This is a genomic window from Mycobacterium numidiamassiliense (assembly GCF_900157365.1).
Classification (GTDB): Bacteria; Actinomycetota; Actinomycetes; order Mycobacteriales; family Mycobacteriaceae; genus Mycobacterium; species Mycobacterium numidiamassiliense.
Genome location: NZ_FUEZ01000003.1, coordinates 1,470,894 through 1,483,071, shown reverse-complemented (window position 1 = coordinate 1,483,071; position 12,178 = coordinate 1,470,894). Strand labels below are relative to the sequence as shown.

General features: G+C 65.7%; 11 protein-coding genes. 10 read left to right on the top strand and 1 reads right to left on the bottom strand.

Annotated elements, in window-relative coordinates; genetic code table 11:
- Nucleotides 1–22: 22 nt before the first annotated feature.
- The 3 genes from MNAB215_RS06890 (at nt 23) to MNAB215_RS06880 (ending at nt 2,200) form a co-directional block, all read left to right on the top strand.
- Complete coding sequence (locus tag MNAB215_RS06890; RefSeq protein WP_131829086.1) at nt 23–1,120, top strand: enolase C-terminal domain-like protein; 1,098 nt, start codon at nt 23–25, stop codon at nt 1,118–1,120.
- 91 nt (nt 1,121–1,211) lie between these two features.
- A complete protein-coding gene (locus MNAB215_RS06885; RefSeq protein ID WP_077078037.1) occupies nt 1,212–1,700 on the top strand; it encodes an acyl-CoA thioesterase in 489 nt (162 codons plus the stop codon).
- Between the two features lie 59 nt (nt 1,701–1,759).
- Nucleotides 1,760–2,200: an SRPBCC family protein gene (locus MNAB215_RS06880; RefSeq protein ID WP_077078036.1), complete on the top strand. Its 441-nt coding sequence runs from the start codon at nt 1,760–1,762 to the stop codon at nt 2,198–2,200.
- 12 nt (nt 2,201–2,212) lie between these two features.
- Here the strand turns inward: MNAB215_RS06880 and MNAB215_RS06875 are convergent, their stop codons facing one another.
- Nucleotides 2,213–2,908 (bottom strand): GntR family transcriptional regulator, encoded by a 696-nt coding sequence (locus MNAB215_RS06875; RefSeq protein ID WP_077078035.1) that lies wholly within the window; start codon nt 2,906–2,908, stop codon nt 2,213–2,215.
- A 148-nt stretch (nt 2,909–3,056) separates the two neighbouring features.
- On the opposite strand from MNAB215_RS06875, the gene fadD5 reads away from it, so the two are divergent.
- From fadD5 to MNAB215_RS06840, 7 genes are all read left to right on the top strand, one after another.
- A complete protein-coding gene (gene fadD5, locus MNAB215_RS06870; RefSeq protein WP_077078476.1) occupies nt 3,057–4,715 on the top strand; it encodes a fatty-acid--CoA ligase FadD5 in 1,659 nt (552 codons plus the stop codon).
- A 247-nt stretch (nt 4,716–4,962) separates the two neighbouring features.
- Nucleotides 4,963–5,766 (top strand): MlaE family ABC transporter permease, encoded by an 804-nt coding sequence (locus MNAB215_RS06865; protein ID WP_077078034.1) that lies wholly within the window; start codon nt 4,963–4,965, stop codon nt 5,764–5,766.
- Between the two features lies 1 nt (nt 5,767).
- The gene (locus tag MNAB215_RS06860) at nt 5,768–6,637 is read left to right on the top strand and encodes an MlaE family ABC transporter permease (RefSeq protein ID WP_077078033.1); all 870 of its coding nucleotides are present in this window, start codon (nt 5,768–5,770) and stop codon (nt 6,635–6,637) included.
- Between the two features lie 5 nt (nt 6,638–6,642).
- Nucleotides 6,643–7,944, top strand: coding sequence for an MCE family protein (locus MNAB215_RS06855; protein WP_077078032.1), 1,302 nt, complete (start codon nt 6,643–6,645; stop codon nt 7,942–7,944).
- Complete coding sequence (locus MNAB215_RS06850) at nt 7,941–8,981, top strand: virulence factor Mce family protein (RefSeq protein ID WP_077078031.1); 1,041 nt, start codon at nt 7,941–7,943, stop codon at nt 8,979–8,981. The genes MNAB215_RS06855 and MNAB215_RS06850 overlap by 4 nt, the downstream gene beginning before the upstream one ends.
- Nucleotides 8,978–10,567 (top strand): virulence factor Mce family protein, encoded by a 1,590-nt coding sequence (locus MNAB215_RS06845; RefSeq protein WP_077078030.1) that lies wholly within the window; start codon nt 8,978–8,980, stop codon nt 10,565–10,567. Before MNAB215_RS06850 ends, MNAB215_RS06845 begins: the two co-directional genes overlap by 4 nt.
- Nucleotides 10,564–12,177, top strand: coding sequence for a virulence factor Mce family protein (locus tag MNAB215_RS06840; protein ID WP_077078029.1), 1,614 nt, complete (start codon nt 10,564–10,566; stop codon nt 12,175–12,177). The genes MNAB215_RS06845 and MNAB215_RS06840 overlap by 4 nt, the downstream gene beginning before the upstream one ends.
- Nucleotide 12,178: the final 1 nt, after the last annotated feature.

Here is a 12,178-nt window from a genome sequence, read left to right as displayed (position 1 = left end):
CGATTACCGCGTGGTGCAAACCGTGACCAAGGTACTCACCGACGAGGGGGCCGAAGGCTACTATTTCGGCGGTCACTTCCACGGCGACCAGGACGGCTTGCTCCCCGCAGACCAGGCGCTGGTCGGGCAATTCTTGAGCCCCCTGCTCGCCGGCCAGGATCCGCTCGACCGGGCGGAGATCTGGCGGCAACTGTGGGCGGCAAAGCTGCCCGAGAACGTTTGCAGCGTAATCGATTTGGCCCTGTGGGATTTGGCGGGCCGAATTGCCGGGCTGCCTGTCTACAAATTGCTGGGGGGCGCCCGCGAGCGGGTCAAGGCCTACGCCAGCAGTTTCAACAATCTCGGATCGCCCGGCGAGTATGCCGCCCACGCCGCTGAATGCCGGCGACAGGGATACCGGGCCTACAAGATTCACCCGTACCACTACTGGAACCCCGCGACCCGGCAGGCAGCCCTGCCCCGACCGTCCTACGTGGACTGGGATATTGAGGTGTGCCAGGAAGTTCGGGCAGCGGTCGGTGACGACATGGTGCTGATGTTCGACCCATGGGGCACCTACCACAGCTATGTGGACGCGCTGCGGGTCGGCCGCGAACTCGAACGGCTGGGCTTCTACTGGTATGAGCACCCGATGCCGGAGTACCGGGTGGAGTCCTACGTGAAACTGGCCAACGAACTCGATATCCCGATCTGCTCGCCCGAGATCGCCGAAGGCGGTATCTATACCCGGGCAGACTGGATTCTGCGCAATGCGTCCGACATCAGCCGCATCGACGTCCTGCGCGGCGGCATCAGCGGCGTGATGAAACTGGCCGGAATGTGCGAGGCGGTCGGTATGCGCTGCGAGCTGCACATGAGTGGCTTTGGGAACCTCCAGGTCCTGGGCGCTACGAGTGAAGACGTTTGCGAATACTACGAGCGCGGACTGCTCGGACCCGGGGTTCGTTACGACGTCGCGCCGCCCTATCTCGAGGCGTCCTGCGACCCACTGGGGCCCGACGGATTCGTCGAGCTACCGGCGGCACCCGGACTCGGCTACCAGATCCGGTGGGACTACATAGAAAGTCACCGCCTCCCCGACGCATCGGTGGAGCCCATCGCACCCCTACACCCGAGATAGTCGCCGCACGCACCGCCTTCAGCCGCGATGCGGACCAGCCGATTCGATCCAGTGACGCGCCCGCGACGCCACCCGTGCTGCAATACCTCTTATGGCGTCCACGCCGTCGGTCCCGCCGACACCAGATCGGCTCACCAGCAGTGACTTCCCGGTGTGGTGGCCGGTGGGCACCCGATGGGCTGACAACGACATGTTCGGCCACCTCAACAACGCGGTCTACTACCAGCTGTTCGATACCGCGATCAACGCGTGGATCAACACCACCACCGGGCTCGACCCGATGGCGACGCCCGCGCTCGGCATCGTCGCCGAATCGGGTTGCCGCTACTTCTCCGAACTGCATTTCCCGCAAGGCCTCGTCGTCGGCCTCGCGGTGACCCGGTTGGGCCGCACCAGCGTCACTTACCGTCTCGGCGTGTTCGGAACCACGGCGGGCGACGAGGAAGAACAGGCTCAGCCCATCACCGCGCTGGGGCATTGGGTGCACGTCTACGTCGACCGGCTCAGCCGCAAGCCGGTGCCGATTCCCGACGCCATCCGTGCACTGCTGTCGACGGCCTCGGTCGCGGACGCGGAATAGCCCCGAGCCGAGATGCCGCCCCGGGCGGGCGCTTTCGCGCATCCGGTTATGCTTCGCCCATGCCTGTGTTGAGCAAGACCGTCGATGTCGATGCGGACGCCGCCGCGATCATGGCCATCGTCTCGGACTTCGAGCGGTACCCGGAGTGGAGCGAAGGGGTCAAGGGCTGCTGGGTGCTTGCTCGCTACGACGACGGGCGCCCCAGCCAGCTCCGCCTGGACGCCGTCTACCAGGGATTCGAGGGCACCTACATACAGGCCGTGTATTACCCGGGCCCCAACCAGATTCAGACCGTCATGCAGCAGGGCGAGTTGTTCAAGAAGCAGGACCAACTGTTCAGCGTGGTGGAGGTGGGGGCCTCCAGCCTGCTGACGGTGGATGTCGACGTCGAGACGTCCATGCCCATCCCCGCGCCCATGGTCAAGTCGATGCTCGGCAACGTGCTGGAGCACCTCGCGGAAAACCTCAAGCAGCGGGCCGAACAGCTGGCCGCCAACTAGCGAGCCCGCCGCTCAGCCCAGAATCCCCGCCCGATCCCGCATTTCGATCAGCCGCCGTGCCGCGTCGGTGAATTGCCAGACGGTGCGCTCGATCACGGCGGCTGTGTCGCGCCGGCGCAGCGCGGCGATTGTCAGACTGTGGTTCTCGACGGCGGCGATGCCCCATTGCGGGTCGGCGGCGTACACCAGCACCGGCATGTAGCGCGCGGCGTTGAGCAGGAACCAGGCCAATTTGATTCGGCCGCTGGCCTGGTTGAAGACGCGGTGAAACGCAAACTCGATCCCCGAGACGGTCTCGGGATCACTGGTGCCGACGGCCGCCGCCAGCATGTTGTTGATGCGTTCGAGTTCGTCGATCTCGGCGTCGGTGATCTGGTCGGTCGCCGCCGCGGCAAGCTTCCGGGCGATGGTCGCCTGCAGCCAGAAAATGTCGTCGATGTCCTGGGCCGTCAGCGGCAGCACCACATGGCCGCGATGCGGCTCCAGCTGCACCATGCCCTCGCCACGAAGCTTCAGTAGCGCCTCGCGCACGGGTGTCACGCTGACCCCGAGTTGGGCGGCGGTCTCGTCGAGGCGAATGAACGTGCCCGGACGCAACGACCCCGACATGATCACCGCCCGCAGGTGGCCCGCAACCTCGTCGGACAGCTGCGCTCGGCGCAACGGGCGCCCCCTGCTGAGCAGCCGCTCAATCGGTGGTGCTTTCACGCGAGCTCCCAGGGTTTTGCCAGGAATCTAGGGGCCTCATCGGGGCTTGTCATCAGGGCAATCAGGCCATAGTGTGACCCACACAACACTATGTTTTATCAAATATCAACCTGTCGCAAGCGGTGCGTAAGTGAAGGGAAGGCATTACTTGACCGCACAACTTGCCAGCCACCTGCCTCAGGCAGCACAGGGATCGCCTGCTAAGGAGCAGCCATACCTGGCCCGGCGGCAGAACTGGGTCAACCAGCTCGAGCGGCACGCACTGATGCAGCCGCAAGCGACGGCGCTGAGGTTCACCGGCCGCACGGTGACATGGGCCGAGCTGCAGCGCCGGGTCACCGCTTTGGCCGGGGCCCTGAGCCGTCGAGGGGTCGGCTTTGGGGACCGGGTCATGGTCCTCATGCTGAACCGCACCGAGTTCATCGAGTCGATGCTGGCCACCAGCATGCTCGGGGCGATCGCGGTGCCGCTGAACTTCCGGCTCACCCCGGCGGAGATCGCCCTGCTGGTCGATGACTGCGAAGCGCGGGTGATGATCACCGAACAGGTGCTGGCGCCGGTCGCGGTCGGGGTGCGTGAGATCAAGTCCCTGATGGCCACGATCGTGGTGGCCGGCGGCTCGTCCGACGACCGCGTGCTCGGCTACGACGACCTGATCGATGAACCGGGTGACCCGGTCCAGCCCGCCGACGTGCCGAACGATTCGCCCGCGCTGATTATGTACACCTCGGGCACCACCGGCCGCCCCAAGGGCGCGGTGCTGACCCACACCAACCTGACCGGGCAGACGATGACCGGGCTCTACACCAACGGCGCCGACATCAACAACGACGTCGGCTTCATCGGGGTCCCGCTCTTCCACATCGCCGGGGTCGGCAACCTGCTGGGAGGCCTGCTGCTGGGCCTGCCCACGGTGATCTACCCGCTCGGCGCATTCGAGCCCGGCCAACTGCTCGACGTCCTGGCGGCGGAGAAGGTCACCGGAATCTTCCTGGTGCCGGCCCAGTGGCAGGCGGTCTGCGCCGAGCAGCAAGCGAGGCCGCGCGATCTGCGGCTGCGGATCATGTCGTGGGGGGCGGCGCCGGCGCCGGACGCGCTGCTGCGGGAGATGTCGGAGACGTTCCCCGGGACCCAGATATTGGCCGCGTTCGGCCAGACGGAGATGTCGCCGGTCACCTGCATGCTGCTCGGTGACGACGCCATCCGGAAGCGTGGGTCGGTGGGCAAGGTGATCCCGACGGTCGCGGCCCGCGTGGTCGACGAAAACATGAACGACGTGCCCCTCGGTGAGGTCGGCGAGATCGTCTACCGGGCCCCGACGCTGATGAACGGCTACTGGAACAACCCGGCCGCCACGGCCGAGGCATTCGCCGGTGGCTGGTTCCATTCGGGCGACCTCGTCCGGATGGACGACGAAGGCTATGTCTGGGTCGTCGACCGCAAGAAGGACATGATCATCTCCGGCGGTGAGAACATCTACTGCGCGGAGGTCGAAAACGTTCTCGCCGGCCACCCCGGCATCGTCGAAGTCGCCGTCATCGGACGCTCACACGAGAAATGGGGCGAGGTGCCGATCGCGGTTGCCGCCGTCGCCGACGCGGGGCTGCGGCTGGATGATCTGGGCGAATTCCTGACCGAACGGCTCGCGCGCTACAAGCACCCCAAGGCACTCGAGATCGTCGACGCATTGCCCCGAAACCCCGCGGGCAAGGTACTCAAGACCGAACTACGGGTTCGCTACGGATCCCCAGCTGATGCCGAAAATAATTCATTATCAGGGGATTTCACAAAGAAAGAGGAGGGCTGAGGGGCCTGTAACGTTTGCCAGCTGTTGACGAAGGGTTAATTGTGCATCTGCGGTTCACACGTGCTTGGCCATCGGGTACATTCCTGTGGTCTCCGTTACTACTTGCCAGTAGGGAGCCGATGGTCACACCTATGGATTCCGGGCGAGATGGGGGAACCCTCGGCCGCGATGCGGCGGAGGGAAGAGGCGTGCGACAGGATCCGCCGCGGTGCTGGGAGGCACGCGGGGCTGGCGTGAGGGGGCACGGGTGACGGCGTCGACAGGTCCACATTTGGTGGGCTACCTGCGCGACCAGGTACGGACTCCGCTGACCCTCATCGGTGGCTTCTTCCGGATGTGCGTGCTGACCGGGAAGGCACTGTTCCGCTGGCCGTTCCAATGGCGCGAATTCATCCTGCAGTGCTGGTTCATCATGAAGGTGGCGTTTCTGCCGACCATCATGGTTTCGATACCGCTGACGGTTCTCCTTATCTTCACGCTCAACGTGCTGCTGGCCCAGTTCGGCGCGGCTGACCTGTCCGGTGCCGGCGCGGCGATCGGCGCGGTCACCCAGCTCGGCCCGCTGACCACGGTGCTGGTGGTGGCCGGCGCCGGCTCCACGGCGATCTGCGCGGACCTGGGTGCGCGCACCATCCGCGAGGAAATCGACGCGATGGAGGTGCTCGGCATCGACCCGATTCACCGCCTGGTAGTGCCCAGGGTGGTCGCCGCGACTCTGGTCGCAACGCTGCTCAACGGCTTGGTCATCACCGTCGGCCTGGTCGGCGGCTACCTGTTCGGGGTGTACCTGCAGAACGTATCGGGCGGGGCCTACCTGGCCACCCTGACCACCATCACCGGCCTGCCCGAGGTCGTCATCGCCACCGTCAAGGCGGCAATCTTCGGCCTGATCGCCGGGCTGGTCGGCTGCTACCGCGGCCTGACCGTCAGCGGTGGCTCCAAGGGACTGGGCACCGCCGTCAACGAGACCGTGGTGCTGTGCGTGGTCGCCCTGTACGCGGTCAACGTCATCCTGACCACCATCGGCGTGCGCTTCGGAACGGGGCACTGACATGTCGACCGCTGCCGTCTTGCGAGCCCGGTTCCCGCGGGCAACCGAAAACTTCAACCGCTACGGCGGTGCCGCCGGCCGCGGGCTGGATGATCTCGGCCGGATGGGCTGGTTCGCCATGGTCTGCATCGGCCAGGTGCCGCACGCGCTGCGTAACTACCGCAAGGAGACGTTGCGGCTGATCGCCCAGATCGGCATGGGCACCGGCGCCATGGCCGTGGTCGGCGGGACGGTGGCGATCGTCGGTTTCGTCACGTTGTCCGGTAGCTCGCTCGTCGCCATCCAGGGGTTCGCGTCCCTGGGAAACATCGGCGTCGAGGCGTTCACCGGATTCTTTGCCGCGCTGATCAATGTGCGTATCGCCGCGCCGGTCGTCACGGGAATCGCGATGGCCGCCACGGTCGGCGCCGGCGCCACCGCAGAGCTGGGCGCGATGCGGATCAGCGAGGAGATCGACGCCCTGGAAGTGATGGGCATCAAGTCGATCTCGTTCCTGGCGACCACCCGGGTCATGGCCGGGCTCGTCGTCATCATCCCGATTTACGCAATGGCGATGATCATGTGCTTCCTGTCGCCACAGATCACCACGACAGTGCTCTACGGGCAGTCCAACGGCACCTACGAGCACTACTTCCGAACCTTCCTACGCCCCGATGACGTGTTCTGGTCATTTCTGGAGGCGATCATCATCACCGGGGTCGTGATGATCACGCACTGCTATTACGGCTACAACGCCGGCGGCGGGCCCGTCGGCGTCGGTGAGGGCGTCGGTCGGTCGATGCGCTTCTCGCTGGTCTCGGTCCAGGTCGTGGTGTTGTCCGCCGCGTTGGCGCTCTACGGCGTCAACCCCAACTTCGCGCTGACGGTTTAGCCGCCATGCCCAAGCCGATCAAGACGAACAAGGCGCGGAACCCGCCGTACAAGTTGGCGGCCGTCGGATTGCTGGCCATCGCCGCGGTGATCTTCGTCTTGGTCTACGGGCAGTTCCGCGGCGACTTCACGCCGAAGACCAAGCTGACCATGTACGCGTCGCGCGCCGGGCTGGTGATGGACCCTGGCTCGAAGGTCACCTACAACGGGGTGGAGATCGGCCGGGTCGCCAACATCGCGGAGACCTCGCGCGACGGCAAACCGGCGGCCAAATTCACCTTGGACGTGTACCCGCGGTACCTGTCTCTGATCCCCGTCAACGTGAACGCCGATATCAAGGCGACCACCGTCTTCGGCGGCAAGTACGTCTCGCTGACCACGCCGACTAACCCGTCGTCGCAAAAGCTTTCGGCGCAGACCGTGATCGACGCGAGATCGGTGACCACGGAAATCAACACGTTGTTCCAGACCATCACCTCGATCTCGGAGAAGGTGGATCCGGTCAAGCTGAACCTGACGCTGAGCGCGGCCGCGCAATCGCTGGCCGGGCTGGGCGACAAGTTCGGCCAGTCGGTGGTCAACGCCAACGCGATCCTGGACGACGTCAACCCGCAGATGCCGCAGATCCGTCACGACATCCAGCAGCTGGCCGGTCTGGGCGATACCTACGCGAATGCCGCGCCCGACCTGGTCGAATTCCTCAACAACGCCGTCGTCACCGCCCGCACGGTCAACCAGCAGCAAAAGGACCTGGACCAGGCGCTGTTGTCGGCGGCAGGGTTCGGCAACACCGGCGCCGAGATCTTCGAAAAGGGCGGGCCGTACCTGGCCCGCGGGGCCGCCGACCTGGTTCCGTCGGCCCAGCTGCTGGACACCTACAGCCCGGCGATCTACTGCACGCTGCGCAACTACCACGACATCGAACCCAAGGCGGCGTCGTTCCTGGCCGGCAACGGCTACTCGCTGAACGCCCACACCCAGGCGCTGTCCGGGTTGGGTCTGATCGCCAACCCGGTGTCGGCGGTTGCCGTCATCGCCAGCCTGGTCGGCGGGGTCGCCGGGGTGGTCGGCGGCGCGCCCAACCCCTACACGTATCCGGAGAACCTGCCGCGGGTGAACGCTCGCGGCGGTCCCGGGGGTGCGCCAGGGTGCTGGCAGCACATCACCCACGATCTGTGGCCCGCGCCCGAGCTGGTCATGGACACCGGCAACAGCCTCGCGCCGTATAACCACCTGGACACCGGTTCGCCGTACGCGATCGAGTACGTCTGGGGCCGCCAAGTCGGGGACAACACGATCAACCCATGAAAATCACCGGAACCATCATTCGACTCAGCATCTTCTCGTTGGTGCTGCTGCTCTTCACTGTGATGATCGTCGTGGTGTTCGGTCAGATGCGCTTCGACCGGACCAACGCCTACTCCGCGGTATTCAGCAACGTCAGCGGGCTGCGGCCGGGCCAATTCGTCCGCGCCTCCGGTGTCGAGATCGGCAAGGTCAGTTCGATTGAGCTGATCGATACCGGCAAGCGGGCCCGGGTGACTTTCGCCGTCGACCGCGCGGTGCCGCTGTATCAGTCGACGACGGCGCAGATCCGCTACCTCGACCTGATCGGCAACCGCTACCTGGAGCTCAAGCGCGGCGAGGGTGAGGGCGCCGACCGGGTGCTGCCGCCGGGCGGCGCGATCCCGCTGGCACACACGTCGCCCGCGCTGGACCTCGACGCGTTGATCGGTGGCTTCAAGCCGCTGTTTAGGGCGCTGGACCCGGACAAGGTCAACACCATCGCGACGGCACTGGTCACCGTCTTCCAGGGGCAAGGCGGCACCATCAACGACATCCTCGACCAGACCGCGCAGCTGACCAACCAGATCGGCCAGCGCGACCAGGCGATCGGCGAGGTCATCAAGAACCTCAACATCGTGCTGGACACGACGGTCAAGCACCGCGAGCAATTCGATCAGACCATCAACAACCTCGAGGTGCTCATCACCGGGTTGAAGAACAAGGCCGACCCACTGGCGGCCGGGACCGCACACATCAGCAATGCCGCGGGAACGGTGGCCGATCTACTCGGCGAGGACCGCACCCTGATACACAAGACGCTCAACTACCTGGATCAGGTGCAGCAGCCGCTCGTCGATCAGCGTGACCAGCTCAACGACTACTTCCAGAAGGTGCCGACCGCGCTGAACCTGATCGGGCGCTCCATCGGGTCCTACGGCGACTTCGTCAACTTCTACGCCTGCGACGTCACCCTCAAGATCAACGGGCTGCAGGGCGGCGGGCCGGTTCGCACGGTCCGGTTGTTCCAGCAGCCGACGGGTAGGTGCACGCCACAATGAGAACGCTGGAACCTCCCAACCGGATGCGCATCGGTCTGATGGGCATCCTGGTGACGGTGCTCGTGATCGGCGTCGGGCAGAGCTTCACCAGTGTCCCGATCCTGTTCGCCAAGCCGGCCTACTACGGACAGTTCACCGATTCCGGCGGCATCAACACGGGTGACAAGGTGCGCATCGCCGGCATGGACGTCGGCAAGGTAGAAGCCCTCGACATCGACGGCGATCACATCACGCTGAAGTTCTCCATCGGTACCAACACCATCGGCACCGAGAGCCGGCTGGCGATCAAGACCGACACGATTCTCGGCAAGAAGGTCCTCGAGATCGAGGCGCGCGGCAATCAGACCCTGCAACCCGGGGCGACCTTGCCGGTGGGGCAGAGCACCACGCCGTATCAGATCTACGACGCGTTCTTCGACGCGACCAAGGCGGCGTCGGGCTGGAACATCGACGAGGTCAAGCAGTCGCTGCATGTGCTGTCACAGACCATCGACCAGACCTATCCGCACCTGAGCGCCGCGCTGGAGGGTGTCGAGAAGTTCTCCGACACCATCGGCAAACGCGACGAAGAGGTCAAGCATCTGCTCGCCCAGGCCAACCAGGTGGCCACCATCCTTGGTGATCGCAGCGAACAGGTCGATCGCCTGCTGGTCAACGCGAAAACCCTGCTGGCCGCCTTCAACGAACGCGGCCAGGCGATCAACGCGCTGCTGGGCAACATCGCGGCGTTCTCCGAGCAGGTCAAGGGGTTGATCAACGACAACCCGAACCTGAATCACGTTCTCGAGCAGCTGCGCACGGTCAGCGACGTGCTGGTCAAGCGCAAAGACGACATCGCCAAGGGATTGGTTGAGGTCGGCGGATTCCTGCCGTCGCTGAACGAAGCGATCGCGTCGGGACCGTACTTCAAAGTGGTGCTGCACAACCTGGCCTTCTATCAGATTCTGCAGCCTTGGGTGGACGCCGCCTTCAAGAAGCGCGGCATCGACCCAGAGAACTTCTGGCGCAGCGCCGGGCTGCCCGAATCCCGCTGGCCCGACCCCAACGGCACCCGGTTCCCCAATGGCGCGCCGCCGCCCGCCCCGAAGATTCTGGAAGGAACCCCGGATCACCCGGGGCCGGCCGTCCCACCCGGATCGCCCTGCTCCTACACCCCCGCCAATCCCGGCGGCAACGTCACCATCGGCGACGAAGGTCTGCCGCGTCCATGGAACCCGCTGCCCTGCGCCGGTGCCAGCATCGGCCCGTTCGGTGGCGCCGCCTTCCCCGCGCCGCCCGACATCGCGGCCTCGCCGCCGAACCCCGACGGTCTGCCGCCGACGCCGGGCATTCCGATCGCGGGGCGGCCGGGTGACCCGCCGCCGGGCGTTCCGGGCACCCCGGTGCCGCTGCCGACCCAGGCACCGCCGGGTGCGCGCACCGAGAACCTCGGACCTGCCGCCCCGCTGGGGCCGCCCTCAGCGTTCGCGCCCGGGTTACCGCCGGGCCCGCCGGCGCCGCCCGGGCCGGGGAACCAGCTGCCCGCGCCGTTTATCAACCCCGGCGGATCGGGAGGCAGTGGTGTCACGGGAGGTAGCCAGAATTGAGCACCATCTTTGACATCCGCAACCTGCGGCTACCCAGGCTGTCCCGCACGTCGGTGATCATCGGATCGCTGGTGGTGGTGCTGGCACTGGTGGTCGGCTACGTCGGCTACCGGCTGTACGAGAAGCTGACCACCAACACGGCGGTGGCATACTTCCCGGCGGCGAACGCGCTGTATCCCGGGGACAAGGTCCAGATCATGGGTTTGCGGGTGGGTGCGATCGACAAGATCGAGCCGACCGGCGACAAGATGAAGGTGACCTTCCACTACGAGAACAAGTACAAGGTCCCGGCCAGCGCTTCCGCGGTGATCCTCAACCCCACGCTGGTGGCCTCGCGGGCCATCCAGTTGGAGCCGCCCTACAAGGGTGGGCCCACGCTGGCCGACAACGCGGTGATCCCGGAAGAGCGCACTCAGGTGCCGGTGGAATGGGACGAGCTACGCAACAGCATCACCAACATCATCTCCAAGCTCGGTCCGACCAAAGAGCAGCCGACTGGGCCGTTCGGTGAGGTCATCACGTCGTTCGCCGACGGGCTGGCGGGCAAGAGCAAGCAGATCAACACGACGCTGAACAGCTTGTCGCAGGCGCTAAACGCGCTCAACGAGGGCCGCGGCGACTTCTTTGCCGTGGTCCGCAGCCTGGCGCTGTTCGTCAACGCGCTGCACGCCGACGATCAGCAGTTTGTCGCGTTGAACCAGAACCTCGCCGACGTCACCGGTGAGCTCGCGTCGTCCGACGGCGATCTGTCCAATGCGATCCAGCAGTTCGACAGCCTGCTCACCACTGTGCGGCCCTGGCTCAACAAGAACCGCGAGGTGCTGACGCAGGACATCAACAACCTGAGCACCGCCACCACCACACTGCTGCAACCGGAGTCGTTGAACGGGCTGGAGACCGCGTTGCATGTTCTGCCGACGGCCGCGGCGAACATCAACCAGATCTATCACCCGTCGCATGGTTCGGTGGTCGCCATTCCGACGATCGCCAACTTCGCGAACCCGATGCAGTTCATTTGCAGCTCCATTCAGGCCGGCAGCCGGCTCGGGTATCAGGAGTCGGCCGAACTGTGTGCCCAGTACCTGGGGCCGATCCTGGATGCGATCAAGTTCAACTACCTGCCGTTCGGCTTGAACCTGTTCAGCACCGCCGAGACGCTGCCCAAGGAAGTCGCGTACTCCGAGCCGCGGCTGCATCCGCCACCCGGATACAAGGACACCACCGTCCCCGGTATCTGGAGCCCGGATACGCCGACGTCGCACCGCAACACCCAGCCCGGCTGGATTGTGGCCCCGGGGATGCAAGGACAGCAGGTGGGCCCGATCACCGCAGGCTTGATGACGCCCGAGTCGCTGTCTGAGCTCATGGGTGGCCCCAACATCGAGCCGGTCCAGTCCCAGTACCAGACCCCGCCGGGACCGCCGAACGCCTACGACGAAAATCCGATCCTGCCGCCGATCGGGGTGCGGGCCCCAACGCCCATCCAGCCGCCGGCCCCTGGACCGGATGTGCTGCCCGGACCGGTCGCTCCGACGCCCGCGCCGGTGGCGGCCCCGGCACCCAACGCCGGTGGCCCGGTGTCGCCCGCTGACTTCGGGGGTGGCCAGTGAG

Coding starts and splice junctions, on each gene's coding strand:
- MNAB215_RS06850 (WP_077078031.1), top strand. CDS start 7,941: ATGAAAATCACCGGAACCATCATTCGACTCAGCATCTTCTCGTTGGTG.
- MNAB215_RS06845 (WP_077078030.1), top strand. CDS start 8,978: ATGAGAACGCTGGAACCTCCCAACCGGATGCGCATCGGTCTGATGGGC.
- MNAB215_RS06880 (WP_077078036.1), top strand. CDS start 1,760: ATGCCTGTGTTGAGCAAGACCGTCGATGTCGATGCGGACGCCGCCGCG.
- MNAB215_RS06855 (WP_077078032.1), top strand. CDS start 6,643: ATGCCCAAGCCGATCAAGACGAACAAGGCGCGGAACCCGCCGTACAAG.
- MNAB215_RS06860 (WP_077078033.1), top strand. CDS start 5,768: ATGTCGACCGCTGCCGTCTTGCGAGCCCGGTTCCCGCGGGCAACCGAA.
- MNAB215_RS06885 (WP_077078037.1), top strand. CDS start 1,212: ATGGCGTCCACGCCGTCGGTCCCGCCGACACCAGATCGGCTCACCAGC.